Annotated in this window: 21 protein-coding genes and 2 pseudogenes; 19 read left to right on the forward strand and 4 right to left on the reverse strand. The window is 63.5% G+C overall.

The window, feature by feature from the left end:
- Together IVA74_RS11140 and IVA74_RS11145 are read left to right on the forward strand one after the other, a co-directional pair.
- A partial coding sequence (locus IVA74_RS11140) for a thioesterase domain-containing protein (protein WP_247342841.1) occupies nucleotides 1–1,051 on the forward strand: 1,051 nt, incomplete at its 5' end.
- Nucleotides 1,052–1,681: 630 nt separating this feature from the next.
- The gene (locus tag IVA74_RS11145) at nucleotides 1,682–2,215 is read left to right on the forward strand and encodes a sigma factor-like helix-turn-helix DNA-binding protein (protein ID WP_247342844.1); all 534 of its coding nucleotides are present in this window, start codon (nucleotides 1,682–1,684) and stop codon (nucleotides 2,213–2,215) included.
- A 7-nt stretch (nucleotides 2,216–2,222) separates the two neighbouring features.
- Here IVA74_RS11145 and IVA74_RS11150 read toward each other — a convergent pair whose 3' ends face one another.
- Both IVA74_RS11150 and IVA74_RS41160 read right to left on the reverse strand, forming a co-directional pair.
- On the reverse strand, nucleotides 2,223–2,483 hold the full coding sequence (locus tag IVA74_RS11150; protein ID WP_247400933.1) for an NmrA family NAD(P)-binding protein: 261 nt from the start codon (nucleotides 2,481–2,483) through the stop codon (nucleotides 2,223–2,225).
- Nucleotides 2,484–2,528: 45 nt separating this feature from the next.
- The gene (locus IVA74_RS41160; RefSeq protein WP_346730942.1) at nucleotides 2,529–2,762 is read right to left on the reverse strand and encodes a DoxX family protein; all 234 of its coding nucleotides are present in this window, start codon (nucleotides 2,760–2,762) and stop codon (nucleotides 2,529–2,531) included.
- A 350-nt stretch (nucleotides 2,763–3,112) separates the two neighbouring features.
- Between IVA74_RS41160 and IVA74_RS40865 the strand changes: the two are divergent.
- From IVA74_RS40865 to IVA74_RS11170, 5 genes and pseudogenes are all read left to right on the forward strand, one after another.
- Nucleotides 3,113–3,487: pseudogene (locus IVA74_RS40865) on the forward strand (LysR family transcriptional regulator); the annotation flags it as partial.
- Between the two features lie 65 nt (nucleotides 3,488–3,552).
- A complete protein-coding gene (locus tag IVA74_RS40870; RefSeq protein WP_346730943.1) occupies nucleotides 3,553–3,972 on the forward strand; it encodes a LysR substrate-binding domain-containing protein in 420 nt (139 codons plus the stop codon).
- A gap of 262 nt (nucleotides 3,973–4,234) precedes the next feature.
- Nucleotides 4,235–4,567 (forward strand): thioesterase family protein, encoded by a 333-nt coding sequence (locus IVA74_RS11160; protein ID WP_346730944.1) that lies wholly within the window; start codon nucleotides 4,235–4,237, stop codon nucleotides 4,565–4,567.
- Between the two features lie 77 nt (nucleotides 4,568–4,644).
- Entirely contained in the window at nucleotides 4,645–5,112 is a 468-nt protein-coding gene (locus IVA74_RS11165; RefSeq protein WP_247342894.1) for a nuclear transport factor 2 family protein, read from the forward strand.
- Nucleotides 5,113–5,257: 145 nt separating this feature from the next.
- Nucleotides 5,258–5,647, forward strand: a pseudogene (locus IVA74_RS11170) (amidohydrolase family protein); the annotation flags it as partial.
- Here the strand turns inward: IVA74_RS11170 and IVA74_RS11175 are convergent.
- Complete coding sequence (locus IVA74_RS11175) at nucleotides 5,637–6,554, reverse strand: LysR substrate-binding domain-containing protein (RefSeq protein WP_247342896.1); 918 nt, start codon at nucleotides 6,552–6,554, stop codon at nucleotides 5,637–5,639. The pseudogene IVA74_RS11170 and the gene IVA74_RS11175 sit on opposite strands and share 11 nt — an antisense overlap.
- 274 nt (nucleotides 6,555–6,828) lie before the next feature.
- On the opposite strand from IVA74_RS11175, the gene IVA74_RS11180 reads away from it, so the two are divergent.
- The 10 genes from IVA74_RS11180 (at nucleotide 6,829) to IVA74_RS11225 (ending at nucleotide 16,713) form a co-directional block, all read left to right on the forward strand.
- Nucleotides 6,829–7,863 carry an ABC transporter substrate-binding protein gene (locus IVA74_RS11180; RefSeq protein ID WP_247342899.1) on the forward strand — a complete coding sequence of 345 codons (1,035 nt, stop codon included), beginning with the start codon at nucleotides 6,829–6,831 and terminating at the stop codon, nucleotides 7,861–7,863.
- A 23-nt stretch (nucleotides 7,864–7,886) separates the two neighbouring features.
- Nucleotides 7,887–8,927 (forward strand): ABC transporter ATP-binding protein, encoded by a 1,041-nt coding sequence (locus tag IVA74_RS11185; protein ID WP_247342901.1) that lies wholly within the window; start codon nucleotides 7,887–7,889, stop codon nucleotides 8,925–8,927.
- Nucleotides 8,924–9,799, forward strand: a complete 876-nt coding sequence (locus IVA74_RS11190) for an ABC transporter permease (RefSeq protein WP_247342904.1) — start codon at nucleotides 8,924–8,926, stop codon at nucleotides 9,797–9,799. The genes IVA74_RS11185 and IVA74_RS11190 overlap by 4 nt, the downstream gene beginning before the upstream one ends.
- A complete protein-coding gene (locus tag IVA74_RS11195; RefSeq protein ID WP_247342907.1) occupies nucleotides 9,796–10,602 on the forward strand; it encodes an ABC transporter permease in 807 nt (268 codons plus the stop codon). Before IVA74_RS11190 ends, IVA74_RS11195 begins: the two co-directional genes overlap by 4 nt.
- A gap of 8 nt (nucleotides 10,603–10,610) precedes the next feature.
- A complete protein-coding gene (locus IVA74_RS11200; protein WP_247342910.1) occupies nucleotides 10,611–11,747 on the forward strand; it encodes an FAD-dependent oxidoreductase in 1,137 nt (378 codons plus the stop codon).
- 19 nt (nucleotides 11,748–11,766) lie between these two features.
- On the forward strand, nucleotides 11,767–12,063 hold the full coding sequence (locus tag IVA74_RS11205) for a (2Fe-2S)-binding protein (protein WP_247342913.1): 297 nt from the start codon (nucleotides 11,767–11,769) through the stop codon (nucleotides 12,061–12,063).
- Nucleotides 12,060–13,478, forward strand: coding sequence for a (2Fe-2S)-binding protein (locus tag IVA74_RS11210; RefSeq protein WP_247342915.1), 1,419 nt, complete (start codon nucleotides 12,060–12,062; stop codon nucleotides 13,476–13,478). The genes IVA74_RS11205 and IVA74_RS11210 overlap by 4 nt, the downstream gene beginning before the upstream one ends.
- A complete protein-coding gene (locus IVA74_RS11215) occupies nucleotides 13,475–14,596 on the forward strand; it encodes an FAD-dependent oxidoreductase (RefSeq protein WP_247342918.1) in 1,122 nt (373 codons plus the stop codon). The genes IVA74_RS11210 and IVA74_RS11215 overlap by 4 nt, the downstream gene beginning before the upstream one ends.
- A 15-nt stretch (nucleotides 14,597–14,611) precedes the next feature.
- Nucleotides 14,612–14,959, forward strand: coding sequence for a RidA family protein (locus tag IVA74_RS11220; RefSeq protein ID WP_247342921.1), 348 nt, complete (start codon nucleotides 14,612–14,614; stop codon nucleotides 14,957–14,959).
- A 170-nt stretch (nucleotides 14,960–15,129) separates the two neighbouring features.
- Nucleotides 15,130–16,713 (forward strand): ABC-F family ATP-binding cassette domain-containing protein, encoded by a 1,584-nt coding sequence (locus tag IVA74_RS11225; protein WP_247342923.1) that lies wholly within the window; start codon nucleotides 15,130–15,132, stop codon nucleotides 16,711–16,713.
- A gap of 169 nt (nucleotides 16,714–16,882) precedes the next feature.
- On the opposite strand, the gene IVA74_RS11230 is transcribed toward IVA74_RS11225, so the two are convergent.
- Complete coding sequence (locus tag IVA74_RS11230) at nucleotides 16,883–18,211, reverse strand: dicarboxylate/amino acid:cation symporter (protein WP_247342926.1); 1,329 nt, start codon at nucleotides 18,209–18,211, stop codon at nucleotides 16,883–16,885.
- A 126-nt stretch (nucleotides 18,212–18,337) separates the two neighbouring features.
- Between IVA74_RS11230 and IVA74_RS11235 the strand changes: the two genes are divergently transcribed.
- Nucleotides 18,338–19,657: a solute carrier family 23 protein gene (locus IVA74_RS11235; protein ID WP_247342929.1), complete on the forward strand. Its 1,320-nt coding sequence runs from the start codon at nucleotides 18,338–18,340 to the stop codon at nucleotides 19,655–19,657.
- Nucleotides 19,658–19,729: 72 nt separating this feature from the next.
- Nucleotides 19,730–20,566, forward strand: coding sequence for an SDR family oxidoreductase (locus IVA74_RS11240; protein ID WP_247342933.1), 837 nt, complete (start codon nucleotides 19,730–19,732; stop codon nucleotides 20,564–20,566).
- Nucleotides 20,567–20,602: the final 36 nt, after the last annotated feature.

Here is a 20,602-nt window from a genome sequence, read left to right on the forward strand (position 1 = left end):
CTATGAGGCGCCGCGGGGCGAGATCGAGATCGCGCTGGCGCAGATCTGGGCCGAGCTTCTGGGCCTGGAACGTGTCGGCCGGCACGACAACTTCTTCGAGCTGGGCGGGCACTCACTGCTGGCACTGCAAGTGCTTGAGCAACTCCGGCGGCGGGGTCTTACCCTCGAACTTTCCGCGCATATCGCGAGTCCCCGCCTCGACCAGTGCGCCGAGAAAGTGCGCTCGCGATCAAAGGACGGTCGAAAATCTGCGGGCCAACTCATTTCTCTTCGAGTCGCCAAGAGTCGGCCGCTTATCCTCTGTCACGCGCGTGGCGGAGGCCTGAGCATCTATGATGACCTCGTGCGGGCGTTGCCACCTACGCAAAACATCTATGGTATTCATGCCCTAAACTTCGGTCACGAACTCGCGAGGGTGCGTTCGATTGACGAGATAGCTGGAGTCTATGCTCGGGCCATTCTTCCAGTGCTACCGGACATGGCTTGTACGCTCGCCGGATGGTCTTTTGGTGGTGTGCTCGCCCACGCCATCGCTGGGGTACTTATTTCCGCACACGTGAGGGTCGATTTTGTGGCTATGATCGATAGTGCCTATCCGTCGGTCCTAGAAGCGCCTCTCAGTCTCTCCATGGACCAGGAATGGTCTGAATTCCTTATATTCCTTGCGGAGGAGGGTGGATTGTCGCCTCAACACGGTGCAACGACCGAAATTCGGCCAGCTGACTTCGCAGCGCTTGCTCTCGCCCTCTCGGGTGCATGGAAAATTGGTGCACCCGCGCTTGAGGAAATCTTCCAAGTGTTCGTTCGCCATATTCGCGCGGGCAGACTCTACGTACCCAAGAAGGTTTCGGCGCTCGGCGTCTCTTACAATCAGAACTCCGCCAACACAGCAACTTCATGGCGCGCTGTCTTCGATAGCGTCATTGAAGCGCCGCCTCTTCCTGGCGACCATCGCTCGCTTCTGAAGCATCCAAACGTAGTTGTCCTCGCGGACGACCTCTCAAATCGCCTGTTCGCCGACGCTGTTCTCCATTCGTCCGCCATTGAATAAAAGCCGTGGCGGACTCAGTCACGAGCCGGATCGGGTCCTGGGCCCTGTGCCGGAGGAGATCCGGCTTTCGAGGTCGCGGGCAAGATCACTCTTCGCACGAATTTCGCCTGTAACCGACCTGAGCTGCTGATTCCGCTCGATGTTGCACGCGCCGCCGCCGACCGGGCATGCTCCCGGCGCCGTTTTCCACGTCTAACTCGATCTGCGCCCGTACTTTGACGGGGGGAGCGGCCGGGTAGGGCCGGCCGGGACAGGTCTGAGCGTCCGATGGAGGAAACCTGCGCAAGCTAGCGGCGGACGGCCAAAGATGACGCGCGACGGGATTTAAGTGGACTTAGGCGGCCGTCCGAATGATCTCGAATCGCACCGCCTTTTCCGGGGGGATCATCAAAACGGCCCCCTGACTGCGTGTTCCAGCCGATCGTGATCACCGATTCCAGGCCATCGTGATCACCCATTCCAGAGCATCGTGATCGTCGTTTCCAGCCGATCGTGATCGCTATTTCCAGCGATCATGATCGGGGGCAACGGGGAGGCGCGCACCGCTGACAGTCTGCAACCCGGCTACCTTGGTCTTTTGCCCAACCGCAGAGGATCGAGATGCCGACAGAGAGACCAGAGAGACTGTCCATGCGCCACATTCGTGAAGCTCTACGCCTGCACTACAGCGTCGGCATGTCGCAACGCGCCGTTGCCCGCAGCCTCGGCTTGGCCCAAGGCACGGTCAGCAAGTACCTCAACCGCGCCCGCCGCGCCGGCCTGACCTGGCCGTTGCGGCCAGAGCTGGATGACGATGTCCGGCTCGAGAACCGCCTGTATCCGCCACCCTCTGATCGGCCCAGCGAGGAACGTCCGCAGCCGGATTGGGCGCTCGTGCATCGCGAGCTGCGGCGCCCGAACGTCACGCTGATGCTGTTGTGGGAGGAGTATTGCGACGCAAGCTCCGACAGCTTCAGCTACTCATGGTTCTGCGAACGCTACAAGGAGTGGGCCGGCCGCCTCAAGCCGACCCTGCGCCAGGTCCATGTCGCCGGCGAGAAGCTGTTCGTCGACTATTCTGGCCACACGATGGAGGTGGTTGACGGGCTCACGGGTGAGGCCCGCATCACCCAAAAGACCGTCGAGATATTTCTCCGCGGCAAGCGGGTGAGCGCCTCGACATAGTTCGCAATCACGCCCTTGGCTTCTTTGTAATCGGGCGAGGGGCCCAGACAGCCGGCAACATGACAAACGCGCCTTCGACGCCTTTGAGCGCCCGCTCGATGGCTGCCGAATCATTCCAATCACCGTCAACCAGTTCCACGCCCTGGTTCGCCCAGCTTGACCCCTTCTCGCGATTGCGGACTAGCGCGCGTACCTCCTTGCCGTGCGCCAAGAGATGTTCTGCCGTTGCGCCGCCCACTTTTCCCGTGATTCCCATTACTAAGAACATGCGTTTTCTCCTGATCTTGAGGGACAGAGCACTGCCCCTGTTGGTTCAACGGATGAGCGGCAGAATGGCCCGGATTCGGGGATCGCGCGCGTAGAGGCCGCCCCATGTCATCGCGCCCAGAAGCAGGGAAATGATTTCCGGCGGCGATCCCAACTCACCAATGCGGACATGGGCGCAGATGGCACCTCCCAAAAAGCCCGTCACTAGGATCGCGCCGAGGACGGCGGTGGCCGGGATGGCGTAGGATGGCGCAGGCGAGTATGATCGGACCCACGACACAGGTCAGGTCCATCGCGAACCCGGTTTCGTGCAACATGCTCGCGATCTGTGACGGCGCGAAAAGCTGAATAGTGCCGTCTGCCACCAGAGCGATAAAACGCGCTCACTATCCGGCCGGCCCATAGGCTGCGATGCAAGATCATAGCTTCAGGCACGTGATGCAGGTTCATAGTTTGGGACACTTGTCGTTCTCCGATGGGGGGATCCCATATTCGGAGCTCACTTACTGTGTCTCTTAGGTATGATAAACACCCAGGAAATGAACTCACTGTTCTCCCTGCGGTGAACAATACCGAGGCATGAAAATGCAGAATCTCGAACCGATCCTCATTTTCATAACGGTAGCGGAAATGGGGAGCTTCACCCGCGCAGCCGATAGCCTGGGCATTCAGAAGGGAAGGGCTTCAACGGCGGTCCGGAAGCTGGAAGAAGATGTTGGTGTGAGGCTCCTGCACCGGACGACGCGCAGCGTTCAGTTGACGGAAGACGGACGCGCATTTCATGCGCGTGCCCGCGATCTGCTTGCTGAAGTCGATGACCTGCACTCCATGTTCGCAGGCGATCGCGTGGCACTTCGCGGGCGTTTGCGGGTCGATCTTCCGACCGAGGTGGCGCGCACAACGATCGTGCCGGCCTTGCCGGATTTCATGGCGGCTCACCCCGAGTTGGAGCTGGAGGTGTCGAGTACGGATCGGCAAGTCGATCTTGTTCAAGAAGGGTTCGACTGTGTATTGCGGCTTGGACCAATAGGGGACGAGACGCTGATTGCCCGTCCACTGGGCCTGTTGCGGTGGTCAACGCTGCCAGTCCCCCCTATCTGGCGCGCTACGGCGTCCCTCGATCGCTGGATGATCTCCGGCATCAGGAACATCGGACTATTCATTTTTCGACGATGCTGGGCGCAAGACCCTATGGATGGGAATATCCGGACGGCGACAGCTACGCGACGCTTCAGTTGCCAGGTGCGCTACACGTCAACAGCGCGCAGACCTACGAAGCCGCTGCCCTCGCCGGCCTTGGCCTGATTCAGGCGCCACTCTTGGGGATTGGCCGATACTTAGAGAGTGGAGCGCTTGTGGAGATCATACCCGATTTTCGTCGCCGGGCGCTCGCCGTGTCCCTCGTCGTAGCACATCGGAGCGATCTGTCGCGTCGAGTCCGCGCATTCATGAAATGGATCGAAGATGTGCTGACGCCGTATCTGGAATAGCGAGACGGACATCTTCGTCCGGCCCTCGAGATCAACATTCTGAAATTATGTCTGCCGGTCGGCGGCCCGGCGGTCCAACAGAAAGCGCAGCGCATCCCGAAGGCGCTGCGGCTTGCGATGGAAGGGCATAGATAAATAATCTGCTGCTCATTCACGCCTTAGCGTCCAGCGACCCATTGAAACCAACCCGCTGGGCTTCTGTTGCGACATCGTCAAACCAGTGTTTTCCGGCATCGTCTATCACGCCAATTATTTGCGCTTCATGGAGCGCGGACGGACCAATCATCTACGGCTGATGGGCGCCGAGCAACAGGCATTGTTCGAGCAGCCCGCGACAGAGGATGCTGGCTTCGCCTTCGTCGTTCGCTCGATGCATCTGGATTTCCTCAAGCCCGCGCGGATGGACGACGTGCTCGACGTCGTGACCTGGCCGGTCGCGGTGAAGGGCGCCTCGATCATGCTGGCGCAGGAGGTGCGGCGCGGGGAGGACGTGCTGGTGAAAGCCGAGGTGCGCGTCGCCTTCATCAGCGGCGGCCGCGCCCAGCCGATCCCGAAGTCGATCCGCGCCATGATGAAGGCTGATCTGATTTCGTGATCGGGCGATAGCGGACGGCCTCTCGACTCCGCGGCATGCAGGCGTAGATTGCGCTCCCGTCAACCGATGAGGCCATCATGTCGCGCCCGCCGCTTCCGCCCTTCACCCGTGAGACCGCCGCGCAGAAGGCCCGCATGGCCGAGGACGCCTGGAATTCGCGCGACCCGGTGCGCGTCTCGCTCGCCTATACCGAGGACAGTCGCTGGCGCAATCGTTCGGACGTGTTTCAGGGCCGCGAGGCCATCGTCGCATTCCTCACCCGCAAATGGGAGAAGGAGCAGGAGTACCGTCTGATCAAGGACCTCTGGGGCTTCGACGGCAACCGTATCGCGGTGCGCTTCCAGTACGAATGGCACGACGCGAGCCGCCAATGGTATCGCTCCTACGGCAACGAACAGTGGGAGTTCGACGAGCACGGGTTGATGAGGCGGCGCGAGGCCTCGATCAACGACATCGCCATTGCGGAGAACGACCGGCGGTTTCACTGGCCGGCGCCGGGGCCGAGGCCGGCGGATGTGCCGGGGTTAGGGACCGATCCGTTCTGAGATTTCAACCCCCATGGTGAGGAGCCGCGAAGCGGCGTCTCGAACCATGCAGGCCCTGTTGCTGCACCTCGGCCTCTATCCTTCGAGACGCGCGCAACGGGCGCGCTCCTCAGGATGAGGGGTTGGACTTGCGCACCAGAAACCGCTCGGCGAACTCAATGCAGCTTCGCTGATCTCCAAGATCACCTCAGCGCGCGCCGTCGCGAACTCGCCCGAACTGATCGAGGCGAACACGGCGGTCGCCGCTGACGTCATCAAGCGGCCTGACCTCGGCCGCATCGAGCCGGGGGCGACCGCCGATCTCACCGTCGTCGATCTGATCCATCCGGATCTTCAGCCGCTGTTCGATCCGCGCCGCGCGCTGATCGCGCTCGCCAACCGCGCCAATATCGATCAGGTCATGGTCGACGGCCGCATGCTGATCGATGCCGGCCGTTATCTCGGCGCCGACGAGGCGGCGATCATGGCCGCCGGCACCGCTGCGATCGGCAAGATCTGGGACCTGCCGGAGGCGCAGGCCGCATTCAACGGCTGAGCATCGTTTCGTCCTCGAATTCGGCGAGCGACTTGCGCATGGTCTCGACGAGATCCAGTGCCACCGGCGACGGGCTGCGCTGTGCGGGGAAAACGGCTGAGAACTCGAAGTCGATGCGCGGCAGGAAGCGGCGCGCGATGACGCCGCGGGTTGAAAATTCCTGCGCGGTGAAGGGATCGCAGATCGCGACCCCGAGGCCTGATGACACCATGCCGCACATGATCTCCGACAGTGTGGTCTCGACCCTGAGCACGCGGCGGACGTCGCTGCGGTGGAAGACCTGATCGACGAGGTGCCGGCTCGACGATCCCGCCGATAGCGAGATGAACGTCTCGCCCTCGAAATCGCCCGGCTCCAGCACTTCCTTTTCTGCAAGCCGGTGTCCGGTCGGCAGCACCGCGACACGCGCCAGTGACGGTAGCCGCTGGCTCGGCAGGCCGGAATGCGCGATCGGCACCTCGGCAAAGCCGATGTCGCATTGATTGTTCAGCACCCAGTCGACCACGATCGGCGAGATCACACCGAAGAAGGCGAGGTTGAGGTTCGGCCGCTCTTTCAGAAAATGTCCGGCAAGCCGCGGCAGATAGCCATTCGACAGCGCTGGAAGTGCAGCGATCCGCAGCGAGCCGGTGCGGCGGCCACGGATTTCCTCGGCTGCCGCCGTGATGCGTTCGAGGCCGACGAACGAGCGCTCGACCTCGGTATAAAGCGCCATCGCTGCGGCGGTCGGCACGAGGCCGGTGCCGCGCCGCTCGAACAGCTCCATCTTGAGCAGCGCCTGAAGGTCGCGCAGCAACCGGCTGACCGCCGGCTGCGTCACGGTCATCAGCGCCGCCGCCTCTGTCACGCTGCCCGTCAGCATCGTCGCCCGGAAGGCCTCCACCTGCCGCGAATTGATCCGCGCCATCCCGATTCCATTCATAACATTTCGGCATGCAAGGGGTGCCATTATTCATTGGACGATGGAAGGCTAGGTTTGCGATCTTTTTCATCAGAGCTGGAGAGAGCCCGCTTTTTCGGCAGATTGGAGGGGTTCAAACCTCCGGATCGCGCCAAAATCCGCCGAGCAGGGGCCGGAGTCCTGATTGGTGTCGGGCCGGCGCGGAAGGGAATGCGGAAGGCGCTTCGGCTCATGAGACTCGTCGGCACGTCACCTCACCCCGGTATGGAGATCGGACCACATGAAGACTTTTCGCCTTCTGACAGCGGTCGGCATCGCGGCTCTCATGGCCGCCCCCTCGGTCGCCTCGGCCCAGCAAAAGACGCTCTATGTCGCCGGCTATGGCGGCTCGTTCGAGAAAACCATCCGTGACGAGGTGATCCCGACCTTCGAGAAGGAGAACGGCGTCAAGGTCGAATACGTCGCTGGCAACTCCACCGACACGCTGGCAAAGCTTCAGGCGCAGAAGGGCAACCAGCAGATCGACGTCGCCATCGTCGACGACGGCCCGATGTACCAGGCGATCCAGCTCGGCTTCTGCGGCAAGCTTGATGGCCTGCCGGCCGATCTCTACGACACCGCCCGCTTCAAGGACGACCGCGCTGTCGCGATCGGCATCGTTGCCACCGGCCTGATGTACAACACCAAGGTGTTTGCGGAGAAGGGCTGGGCGCCGCCGACTTCCTGGAACGATTTGAAGGACACGAAATACGCAAAACAGCTCGTGATCCCGCCGATCAACAACACCTATGGCCTCGAAGCGCTGGTGATGCTGTCGAAGATGAACGGCGGCGGCGAGTCCAATGTCGATTCCGGCTTCAAGATCTTCAAGGAGCAGATCAATCCGAACGTGCTCGCCTATGAGCCGTCGCCGGGCAAAATGACCGAGCTGTTTCAGTCCGGTCAGGCCGTGATCGCGGTATGGGGCACGGGACGCGTGCAGAGCTTTGCCAATACCGGCTTCCCCGTCGACTTCGTCTACCCGAAGGAGGGCGCTGCGACGCTGCTGACGACGGCATGTCCAATCACCAAGCCGAACGTCTCGCCGCTCGCCTCGAGCTTCATCAAGAAGCTGCTCGACCCAAAAATCCAGCTCGTGTTGCTGAAGGACTACGGCTACGGCCCGGTGCTGAAATCGCTGGTGGTCCCGCCGGAGCTCGGCAAGATGGCGCCGATCGGCGAGCGCGCGGCAAAGCTCTACAATCCGGACTGGACGGTCATCAACGACAAGCGCGAGGAGTGGACCAAGCGCTGGAATCGCGAAGTCGAGCGCTGATCGGTCATACCGGAGACAGTGCCATGGCCTATCTCGAACTCGAAGGGATCGCCAAGCAATTCGGAGCGCAGACTGTCGTCGACGACTTCAGTCTCGCGGTGGGGAAGGGGGAGTTCATCTCCTTCCTCGGCCCCTCCGGCTGCGGCAAGACAACGACCCTGCAAATGATCGCCGGCTTCCTCGATCCCACCCGCGGCGCGATCCGGCTGGAGGGCAAGGACCTGACCGCGATCCATCCGGCCAAACGCGGGCTCGGCATCGTGTTCCAGAGCTACGCGCTGTTTCCGCACATGACCGCGGCGGAGAATGTCGCCTTCGGCCTCGAGATGCGTAAGGTGGCGCGCTCAGAGCGGGCCGAGCGCGTCCGCGCCGCGCTCGCGATGGTCGGTCTCGCCGGCTACGAGGACCGCCATCCGCGCCGCATGTCCGGCGGCCAGCAGCAGCGCGTGGCGCTGGCCCGCGCGCTGGTGATCAAGCCGAGCGTGCTGCTGCTCGACGAGCCGCTGTCCAATCTCGACGCCAAGCTGCGCGAGGAGATGCAGATCGAGCTGCGCCAGATCCAGCGCACCATCGACACTACCACGATCCTGGTCACCCACGACCAGAACGAGGCGATGTCGCTGTCCGACCGCATCGTGGTGATGAGCCAGGGTCGCATCGAGCAGATCGGCACGCCGCAGGAGACCTATGAGAAGCCGGCCTCGGCCTTCGTCTCGCAGTTTTTAGGCAAGACCAACGACTTTGCCGCGACGATTGATCGGACGAGTGCGCCTGCGCGATTGATCGCCGGCTCGTGGAGCGCGCCCGCGCCTGCCGGGCTCAGCGGACCCGTGACCGTCAGCATCCGTCCTGAGCGGATTGGCTTTGGCGATACGGGACTCGGCGCTAAAATCATTACCCGCATCTTCCAGGGCAATCACTGGCTGTTCCAGTGCGACAGCGAATGCGGCCCGGCGACCGTGATCCGCCAGAATGACGGCGAGAGGCAGCCGGTCGAGGGTGAGGCCGTTCGTCTCGTCTGGCGTCCGGAGGATATGGGTGTGCGCGGAGGAGCCTCCGCATGAGCGTGGCTGCTGAGGAGCGGAACGCACGCGCGCCCTGGGCGCTGAGCGCGCCAGCCCTGATGCTGTTCGTCGGCGTGTTGCTGATCCCGCTGGCAATGACCGTGATGCTGTCGTTCCACGACTGGGGTCAGTACAAGGGCATTGAGCCGGTCTTCATCCTCAAGAACTGGCACGAGATCGTAACCGACCCCTATTACGCCGAGATGTTCTGGCGGACGTTTCGCATCGCGATCCTGACCACGCTGCTCACCGCCGTGCTCGGCGCGCCCGAAGCCTACATCCTCAACCGCATGAGCGGACGCTGGAAGAGTGTCTTCCTCCTCGTGATCCTCGGGCCGCTGTTGATTTCCGTGGTGGCGCGAACGCTCGGCTGGGCGCTGCTGTTCGGCGGTAACAACGGCCTCGTCAACAAGCTGCTGATGTCGGCCGGGTTGATCCGCGCACCCATTCCCTTCATGTTCACCGAAACCGGCATGGTGGTTGCGCTCGCGCATGTGATGATGCCGTTCATGGTGCTCTCGGTGTGGGCCGCGCTGCAGCGGCTCGATCCGCAGATCGAGAATGCCGCGCTGTCGCTCGGCGCCGGCCCTGTAACGATCATCCGCCGCATCATTATGCCGCAAATCATGCCGGGCGTGCTGTCGGGCGCAATCATTGTGTTCTCGCTCTCAGCCAGCGCGTTTGCGACTCCCGCGATCATCGGGGGGCGCCGGCTCAAGGTCGCGGCGACGCTCGCCTATGACGAGTTCCTCAACACGCTGAACTGGCCGCTGGGCGCAGCGGTTGCCACGCTACTGCTCGCCGCGCTGGTCTTGATCGTCGTTGGCAGCAACGCGCTGATCGAGCGCCGTTACGCGGAGGTATTCCGATGAGCCGGAACGGCCCGCTCGCGCTGATCTTCCACACCATCTTCGTCATCGTCATGGTGTCGCCGATCCTCGTGGTCTGCCTCGTCGCGTTCACGCCCGAAGGCTTCCTGTCGTTGCCGACCAACGGTTTTTCGCTGCGCTGGTTCAGGGCGATCGCCAACTATCCCGAATTCATTCACGCCTTCTGGATCAGTCTTGGCCTCGGCGCGCTGTCTTCTTTTGTGGCGATGTTGTTCGCGGTGCCGGCGGCGCTGGCGATCGCGCGCTATCGCTTCCGCGGTCGCGATGCGCTGGCCGCGCTGTTCCTGTCGCCGCTGATGATCCCGCATGTCGTGCTCGGCATCGCCTTCCTGCGCTTCTTCACCTCGGCGGGCCTCGGCGGCAGCTTCGCGGCGCTGATCATCGCGCATGTCATCATCGTGTTTCCGTTCGCGCTGCGGCTGACGCTTGCGGCTGCAACCGGCATGGATCTCTCGGTCGAGATGGCCGCGGTCTCGCTCGGCGCCGGCGGCTGGACGCTGTTCCGCCGAGTCACCTTGCCGCTGATCCTGCCAGGTGTCATCAGCGGCTGGGCGCTCGCCTTCATCCAGTCCTTCGACGATCTCACCATGACCGTCTTCCTTGCGGCACCCGGCACCGAGACGCTGCCGGTGCGCATGTTTCTGTACATCCAGGACAACATCGATCCGCTGGTGACGTCGGTCTCGGCCTGCGTGATCGCGATCACCATGACCGCCCTCATTCTGCTCGACCGCTTCTACGGGCTCGATCGTGTGCTCGCCGGCAAGGGCGATACGGGACGATAGGAGAACTCATGTCAGGGGATTACGACGTCGCCGTTGTCGGCGGCGGATTGCTCGGCTCCGCCATTGCCTGGGGTCTCGGCAGGCTCGGCAAGAGCGTCGCCGTGCTTGACGAGGGCGACATCACCAAGCGCGCCTCGCGCTCCAACTTTGCCCTGGTCTGGGTTCAGAGCAAGGGCTTGGGCATGCCGGCGTATACGGTGTGGACTGTGCAGGCGTCACAAGCATGGGGAAGGCTTGCTTCGGAGTTGAAGCAGCAGACCGGTCTCGATGTTTCGCTTCAGCAAAATGGCGGCTTCCATCTGACGCTCGGCGAAGACGAGTTCGGCCAGCGCGCCGAACTGGTCACGCGCATGCACAACCAGACCGGTGCTGCCGACTACAAGATGGAGATGCTCTCCGCATCCGACGTGAAGAAGTCGCTGCCGCTGATCGGCCCCGAGGTGTCCGGCGGCAGCTATTGCCCGCTCGACGGCCACGTCAATTCGCTGCGCACGTTCCGAGCGTTCCACACCGGCTTCAAGGCGTACGGCATCGACTATTTCCCGGAGCGCCCGGTTTCGGCTATCAGCAAAAGCGGTGGTGAATTCAAGTTGGCCACGCCGAAGGGCGAGCTTCGCGCCCCCAAGATCGTGCTGGCCGCCGGCAACGCCAACCAGACGCTCGCGCCGATGGTCGGTCTTTACGCCCCGATGGGCCCGACCCGCGGCCAGATCGTGGTGACCGAGCGGACCATGCCGTTCCTGCCGCATCCGCTGACTACGATCCGCCAGACCGACGAGGGTACGGTGATGATCGGCGACAGCAAGGAAGACGAGCTCGACGATCGCGCGCTGAAGCACTCGATCAGCGCTGTGATGACCGATCGCGCGCAGCGGACGTTTCCGCATCTGTCGCGGCTCAACGTGGTCAGGAGCTGGGCCGGCATCCGCGTCATGCCGCAGGACGGCTTTCCGATTTACGACCAGTCGGAGACCCATCCCGGCGCCTTCGTCGCCTGCTGCCATTCCGGCGTCACGCTCGCCTCCAACCACGCTTTCGAGATCGCGCGGATGGTCGCGCAGGGTTCGCTCGAGCCGGAGCTGGTCGGCGCGTTCTCGGCCAGCCGTTTTGGCGCCGCTGGCGCTGCGAACAACAGCGGCTATTAGAGATATTGAAGGAGCCAAGATGTTCAAACGATTCGAACAGGACAAACGGCCGCCGGTGCAGATCTTCGTCGACGGCATTGCCGTCGCGGCGCGGCAGGGCGACACCGTCTCGGCCGCGCTGCTGGCCTCGAGCTGCGACGTGCGCCGGTCGACCGCGGTGAGCGGTGCACTGCGTCTTCCCTATTGCATGATGGGCGTGTGCTTCGATTGCCTCGTCACCATCGACGGCGTCGGCAACCGCCAGGGCTGCCTCGTGCCGGTCACTGAGGGCATGCAGATCGAGATCCAGAAGGGCAAGCGGGAGATCGGAAAATGACTGTGGCTCCCAAGCGCGAAGACTATGATGTCGTGGTGATCGGCGCCGGGCCTGCGGGCCTCGCGGCCGCTGCGACCTCGGCCGAAGCCGGTCTGTCGACCCTACTACTCGACGAGAACATCGGTCCCGGCGGCCAGGTGTTTCGCGCCATCGCCTCGACGCCGGTGACCGAGCGCAATCAGCTCGGCGCGGACTATTGGGTGGGTGCCGATCTCGTGCAAGCATTGCGCGCGAGCAACGCCGAAGTCATCCATCGCGCCACGGTCTGGAGCCTCGACCGCAACCTGGAGATCGCCGTCTCGGTCGGGGGCGCCTCCGCCTTTGTCAAGGCGAAACGCGTGATCCTTGCGACCGGTGCGCTGGAGCGGCCGTTTCCGATTCCCGGCTGGACGCTGCCGGGTGTGATGACCGCGGGCGCGGCGCAGACGATGTTGAAGTCGTCAGCGTTGGTGCCGGACAGACGCACGGTGATCGCGGGGCAGGGGCCTCTGCTCTGGCTGCTCGCCGCGCAGATTTTGCGGCTCGGTGGCCGCATCGATCGCATTCTCGACACCACCGAGCGTGGCAACTACTTCGCCGCTCTGCCTCACGCTTTCGCCTTTCTGGCCTCGCCCTATTTCCGCAAGGGCCTGTCGATGATGCGCGAAGTGAAGGCGAAGGTTCAGGTCGTCTCCGGCGTCACCGAGCTTGCGGCATCCGGCGACGGCCAGCTCGCGGGCGTGAGCTATGTGGCCGGTGGCAAGCGCGAGACCATTCCGGCGGATTTGCTGCTGCTGCATCAGGGCGTCGTGCCCAATGTCAATCTGGCGATGGCGGCCGGCGTCGATCATCGCTGGGACGATCTGCAATTGTGCTGGTCGCCGGTGCTCGACGCGAGCGGCAATTCGTCGGTCGCCGGCATTGCGATCGCCGGCGACGGTGCCGGCATCGGCGGTGCGAGTGCAGCCGTGGTACGTGGCCGCATCGCGGCGCGGGCAGCGGCGGAAGCATTGGCGCCTGCGGCTGCCGCGAAGCTTCCCGCGTTGGCGACGCTCCGTTCCGATCTCGCCAAGGCCGAGCGTGGTCGCACCTTCCTCGACACGCTGTTCCGCCCAGCGCCGCAGTTTCGCATTCCCGCAGGCGACACCATCGTCTGTCGCTGCGAGGAGGTGACCGCGAAGGACATTCTCGATGCCGTCGCGATCGGCGCGACCGGGCCCAATCAACTCAAGGCCTATCGCCGCACCGGCATGGGTCCGTGCCAGGGCCGGCTCTGCGGCCTCACCGTCACCGAGCTGATGGCGCAGGCGCGGGCCAAAACCCCGCAGGAGATCGGCTATTACCGGCTGCGCGCGCCGGTCAAGCCGATCACGCTCGCCGAGCTTGCCGCGGTTCCGAAGAGCGAAGACGACATCAAGGCGGTGGTGCGCGGATGACCAAAAACGTGGATGCGATCGTCGTCGGCGGCGGCATCCACGGATGCTCGACCGCGCTGCATCTGTGCCTCGCCGGCCTGAAGCCGGTGCTGATCGAGAAGGACTATGCGGGCCGCCACGCCTCCGGCGTCAATGCCGGCGGTGTGCGCCAGCTCGCGCGGCACATCCCGGAAATCCCCCTCTCGATCCGCTCGATGGGAATCTGGGAGAAGATTTCGGACCTCGTCGACGACGATTGCAGTTTTGAAAACTACGGCCAGGTGCTGGTCGCCGAGAACGAGGAAGAGCTCGCGGTGTGCCGCGCGCGCGTCGCCGAACTGAACACGCTCGGTTTCACCCACGAGGAGCTGATCGACGCGACTGAATTGCGCCGCCTCGTGCCGGCGGTGGCCGAGACCTGTCCCGGCGGCGTGGTCTCGCGCCGCGACGGCGCCGCCAATCCGGCGCAGACCACGACGGCGTTCCGGCGCAAGGCGGAGCAGCTCGGCGCGATAGTGCGCGAGGGCGTCGCCGCCAGCAACATCCGGCAGAGCGAGGGCCTCTGGCATGTCGATGTCGGCGCCGAGAGCTTTGCCGCGCCGGTGCTGGTCAATGCCGCCGGCGCCTGGGCCGGGACCATCGCAGCCACGCTCGGTGAGCCCGTTCCGGTCGAGACTGTGGCGCCGATGCTGATGATCACCTCACGCGTGCCTCACTTCATCGATCCCGTCGTGATCCTGCGCGGCCGAAAGCTCTCCTTCAAGCAATTCAAGAACGGCACCGTGCTGATCGGCGGCGGCCATCTAGCCACGCCCTATCAGGATCGCAACGAGACGGTGCTGGACTGGAAGAGCCTTGCGACCAGCGCCCGCACCGTGTTCGAGTTGTTTCCGGTGATGCGCGACGCGACGATCGTCCGGGCCTGGGCCGGCATCGAGGCGAAGATGAAGGACGACATCCCAGTGTTCGGACCGAGCAGCCGCCACAAGGGCCTCTATCACCAGTTCGGATTTTCGCTGCACGGCTTCCAGCTCGGCCCCGGCGCCGGCGCCGTGATGGCGGAGCTGATTGTCAATGGCGGCACCCAGACCCGCATCGGCGATCTCGGCATCGACCGTTTCTATTCCCCCACGCTCTAGCAACAAGAGGACATCATGAGCATTACCCGCAGCATCCGCACGCCGATCATGCACCGCGCCGTCGAGGCCAACGGCTTCGTCTTCCTTGGCGGCACCATCGCCGACGACACCTCGCTCTCGATGGGCGAGCAGACCCGTAACATCCTCGGCAAGATCGCCGCCTATCTGAAGGAAGCGGGCACCGACAAGTCGCGCGTCGTGAGCACCTCGATCTTCGTCACGGACCTTTCCAAGAAGAAGGAGATGGACGCGGCCTGGACCGAGTTCTTCGGCGACAATCTGCCGACCCGGGCCACCGTCGGCGTCGCCGATCTCGGCGGCAGCGCGCTGATCGAAGTCGTGGTGACCGCGCTCAAGGGCTGATCGCGCAGGCCGGCGGGGAACGTCAGCGTTCCCCGCGCTGTCGCCCCTGCGAGCCTCGCCTTGATCTCGCCCTTCAATGGGACTACTTAGACAGTCTCCAATCAGGATATTCGCAGCCATGGATTTTACCCCGACCGCAAAGCCGACCTGCCTTGCTCACGGGGAATTCCATGCCTGCTTCAATCATCCTGTCGAATCTGTCGCTGTCCACGCCTGACGGCCGCCCTCTTTTTTCCAATATCGATCTGACGTTCGGCGCCGAGCGGACCGGCCTTGTCGGCCGCAACGGCGTCGGGAAGACGACGCTGCTTGCGTCGATCTCTCGCGAGCACGTCCCCCAATCGGGGCGCGTTGTCGTCAACGGCACCGTCGGACTGCTGCGCCAGGACGTCCAGCTCCTTGCGGGCGCGAAGGTGATCGACCTGTTCGGTGCGCGACCAGGGCTGGAGTTGCTTCGTCGCGCTGAACGCGGGGAAGCCTCGGCCGAGGAGGTCATCGAGGTCGATTGGACCCTTGAGACACGGCTTGCATCTGCCCTTGCGCTTGTCGGGTTCGGCGTCGCTCCGGAGATCGAGCTCGGGCGCTTGTCGGGCGGGCAAATCACGCGGGTTTGTCTCGCCGCGCTGATTTTCGCGGAGCCGGACTTCCTGCTGCTCGACGAGCCCACCAACAATCTCGATCGGAAGGGGCGCGCGTCCGTGATCAATTTCCTTGCGTCCTGGCGCGGTGGGGCGATTGTCGTCAGCCATGATCGGAGCCTGCTCGAAACGATGGATGCGATTGTCGAGCTGACGTCGCTCGGAGCCACGCGATACGGCGGTAATTGGAGCAGTTACCGCGAGCAGAAGGCCGTCGCGCTTGCGGCTGTCAGGCACGATCTCGCACATGCCGAGAGGCGCCTGTCCGGGATTGACGGGAAGGCGCAGGAAGCTGCGGAGAAGAAAGCGCGCAAGGACAGCGGGGGTAAGAAGAAGCGCGCCAAAGGCGACATGCCGCGCATCCTCGCCGGCGCGCGCAAGGATCGTAGCGAGGACAGCGGCGGCAAGAACGTGCAGATCGCTGAGCGGCGTCGCGCGGAAGCGCTTGAGGCCGTCGATACCGCACGCCGGCGCATCGAGATTCTTCAGCCAATGTCGGTGAAACTAACTTCGACCCACCTGCCGGCGGGGAGGGAGGTGGTTTGGCTGGATCGGGCAAGTGCTGGCTATCAGCCGGACCGGATAATCCTGCACGATCTATCGCTCACGATCGCCGGACCGGAGCGCGTGGCCATTGTCGGGCCCAACGGTTCCGGCAAGACGACGCTGCTGAAACTCATCGCCGGCGAGCTGCATCCGCTCTCCGGCATAGTGCGGGTCAGGCCGGACTTTGCGCTGTTCGACCAGAAGGTCAGCCTGCTCGATCCCGCGATCTCCATCCTGGACAATTTTGGGCGTCTCAATCCGAAGGCGGGTCCGAATGAGTGCCATGCCGCGCTGGCGCGTTTCATGTTTCGCGCCGATGCGGCCTTGCAAATCGTCGGACACCTGAGCGGCGGGCAAATGTTTCGCGCGGGCCTCGCCTGTGTGCTGGGCGGAGCGACGCCGCCGTCCCTGCTGATCCTCGACGAGCCGACCAATCATCTGGACATCGATTCCATCGAAGCCGTCGAGGCAGGTTTGAGGGCCTATGACGGCGCGCTTCTCGTCGTCAGCCATGACGAGGCGTTCTTGCAGGCGATAGGGATCACGCGCAGGGTCGAGCTGGCCGGATAATTCGGCTCGCCAAGGCCTGTCGTCCTAACAACAAAAACCCGACGCTCTGCCCCCAGCGCGTCGGGTGGAAAAAATGAGTATCAATCCGTGATCCCAACACCGGTATTGTGAGGCGTGCCGCATCAATTTTCCACTCCGGGAAACTACCGCGTCGGAACCGGGCGCGGTCTTACGCACCTCCACCGGGCTCCAGCGCTTCGCCCATCTCCAGCGGATGGGCCATGGTCTCGTGCAAGGCGTCGCGGTCGAGTTCGCCTTCCGAGAGGCTGATGACGACGCAGGCAACGCCATTGCCGATCAGATTGGTCAGCGCGCGGCACTCGCTCATGAACTTGTCGATGCCGACCAGGATCGCGATCGACTGGATCGGAATGTCAGGCACGATCGAGAGCGTCGCCGCGAGCGTGATGAAGCCCGCCCCGGTCACGCCCGAGGCCCCCTTCGAGGTGATCATGGCGATGCCGAGAATGCCGAGTTCCTGCCAGATGGTCAGATGGGTGTTGGTCGCCTGCGCCAAAAACAGCGTCGCCAGCGTCATGTAAATGTTGGTGCCGTCGAGGTTGAAGCTGTAGCCGGTCGGAATCACGAGGCCGACCACCGAGCGCGACGCGCCGAGATGCTCCATCTTCTGGATCATCTGCGGCAGCACCGTCTCCGACGACGAGGTACCGAGCACGATCAGCAGTTCGTCCTTGATGTAGGCGATGAAGCGCAGGATCGAGAAGCCGGCAAGCCGTGCGATTGCGCCGAGCACGATCAACACGAACAGGATGCTGGTGAGATAGAACGTGCCGATCAGGGCGGCGAGATTGAGTAGTGAGCCGAGGCCGTAGGCGCCGACGGTGAACGCCATCGCGCCGAATGCACCGATAGGGGCGACACGCACGATGATGCGGATGATGCCGAAGAACATCTTCGCGGCCTTGTCGATCGCTTCCGCAATGGGCTCGCCGGCTTTGCCGAGAAAGGCAATGGCGAAGCCCGACAGGATCGAGATCAGCAGCACCTGCAAGAGATCGCCGCGTGCGATGGCGCCAAGATAGCTGTCGGGGATGATCGCCATCAAATGGGCGACTATGCCTTCCTCCTTGGCCTTGGTGACGTAGGTCGCCACCGACTTCGGATCGATCGTGGCGGGATCGATGTTAAAGCCGCTGCCGGGCTGCAGCACCTCGCCGACAAGTAGGCCTATCGCGAGCGCGACAGTCGAGACCGTCTCGAAATAGATCAGTGACTTCAGTCCGACCCGGCCGACGCGCTTGAGGTCGCCCATCGAGGAGATGCCGTGCACCACGGTGCAGAAGATCACAGGCGCGATCATCATCTTGATCAGTGATATGAAGCCGTCGCCGAGCGGCTTCAGGGCCTTGCCGAGATCGGGGTAGAAATAGCCGATGAGCACCCCGAGCACGATCGCGATCAGAACCTGGACGTAGAGGACCTTGTACCAGGGCTGGTGCCGGCGGTGGATGGCTGGCTGGATCGCGACTTGTGTCATAGAGTAGGCCCCGGAACGTATTGATCTTGTTTGATTTGCATCATGTGATGGCCGCCGCAGAAGCGACAATCACATTTTTGTCTGTTCGCACGAAGATTGATGGCTGCACCGCAACTCGGGGGGAACATGTCGACTGCAACGGGCTCCGAAGAGCGAGCGCAAGGCTATTTTCCGCGATGGACGCTGAAGTCCTCCGGCGTGATCATGCCCGAGGAGCGATTGCCGCTCGGCCAGACCGTCGTCTCCGGTCTCCAGCATTGCGTCGCAATGTCGGGCTCGACGATCATCGCGCCGCTGCTGATGGGGTTCGACCCCAATGTTGCGGTCCTGTTCTCCGGCGTCGGCACGCTGATCTTCTTCGTCATTGTCGCGGGGCGCGTGCCGAGCTATCTCGGATCGAGCTTCGCCTTCATCGCGGTCGTCATCGCTGCCACCGGCTATGCCGGGCACGGGCCGAACCCGAACCTGTCGATTGCGCTTGGCGGCATCGTCGGGGCCGGCGTCCTCTACGGCGCGATTGCGCTGATTGTGATGTGGTCGGGGGTTGGCTGGGTCGAGAGGTTGCTGCCGCCGGCCGTCACCGGTGCTGTGGTCGCCGCGATCGGCCTCAACCTCGCGCCCGTGGCGGTCAAGGCGGTGAGCGCGGGCGCGTTCGACACCTGGATCGGGCTCGCGACCGTTCTGATGATCGGCGTGGTTGCCGTTGCCGCTTCGGGCCTGTGGCGCCGCCTGCCGGTCATCCTCGGCGCGATCGGTGGATATCTTTTGTACTTGCTGTTCGCGAACGGCCTCGGTTTCGGCAAGCCGATTGACTTCACCCAGCTTGCGGCTGCGCCGTGGATCGGCCTGCCGAGCTTCACCACGCCGACCTTCCAGGTCGATGCGATCGCCCTGATCGCGCCGGTTGCGATCATCCTAGTCGCCGAGAACCTCGGTCACATCAAGGCCGTCGGCGCCATGACAGGCCGGAGCCTCGATGACTATCTCGGCCGCGCCTTGCTCGCCGACAGCCTCGCGACCATCGTGGCGGCCTGTGGCGGCGGCACCGGCGTCACCACCTATGCCGAAAACATCGGCGTCATGGCGGCGACGAAGGTCTATTCGACCTTGCTGTTTGCCTTCGCGGCCATTGTGTCGATCGTGCTCGGCTTCTCGCCGAAATTCGGCGCGCTGATCCTCTCGATCCCCGGTCCCGTCATCGGTGGGCTCTCGATCGTGCTGTTCGGATTGATCGCCGCGATGGCGGGCCGGATCTGGGTCGAGAACAAGGTCGACTTCTCAAGTCCGGCAAACCTGATCACCGTCGCGGTCGCGCTCACCGCAGGCGCGGGCGATCTGACGCTCAAATTCGGCGCGTTCACGATCGGCGGGATCGGCACCGCAACCTTCGGTGCCATCATCCTCTACCAGATCCTAAGCTCGCCACTGGCCCAGCGCGCTAAATGAATCGCAGCGATGCGCTGAGGGATGGAACAAAAAGCCGGTTCCGTCGATGATCAGGCGTCCCGGAGAGAACCCATGCCACAAACCGATCGTTCGACCTCGTTTCACTCGCGCCTCGTCGGCCAATACGCGCTGATAACAGGCGCCTCGCAAGGCATCGGCCGCGCGGTCGCCATCCGGCTCGCCCAGGAAGGCGCGACCGTCGCCATCAACTATTTCGGTCACCCTGAGGGGGCCGAGGAGACGCTTGCGCTCGCGCGGACGGCATCGGGTGACCGCGGCCATGGCAAGCTCGACCACGTCATCGTCAAGGCAGATGTCGGCAATGAGCCGGACATCGCCGCGATGTTCGAGACGATTTTGGCGCGCTGGAAACGGCTCGATTGCCTCGTCAACAATGCCGGCTTCCAGCGGGAATCCCCGAGCGAGGCGCTCGACGTCGAAACCTATCGCCGCATCATCGAAGTCAATCTCAACGGCGCCGTGCTTTGCGCGCAGAAGGCGCTCGCCCATTTCGTCGCGCGCGGCGCAGGCGGCAGCATCATCAACTGCTCCAGCGTGCACCAGATCATCCCGAAACCCGGCTATCTCGCTTATTCGATCAGCAAGGGCGGCATGGCCAATCTGACGCGTACGCTGGCGCTCGAATTTGCCGGCCGTGGCATTCGCGTCAATGCGGTCGGGCCCGGCGCGATCGATACGCCGATCAATGCGGCATGGACCGGCGACGCAGAAAAGCGCGGCCTCGTCTCCAGCCACATTCCGCTCGGTCGCGTGGGCACGCCGGAAGAGATCGCCGCCGTGTTTGCGTTCCTCGCGTCGGATGATGCCAGTTACATCACCGGCCAGACCATCTATGCTTGTGGAGGCCTGACCCTGTTTCCCGAGTTTCGCGAGAACTGGGCGAGCTAGGCGTGCGCCTCCAAGTTTCGGGTGCGGATCAACCGG

The organism is Bradyrhizobium sp. 132 (assembly GCF_023074185.1).
Taxonomy (GTDB): Bacteria; Pseudomonadota; Alphaproteobacteria; order Rhizobiales; family Xanthobacteraceae; genus Bradyrhizobium.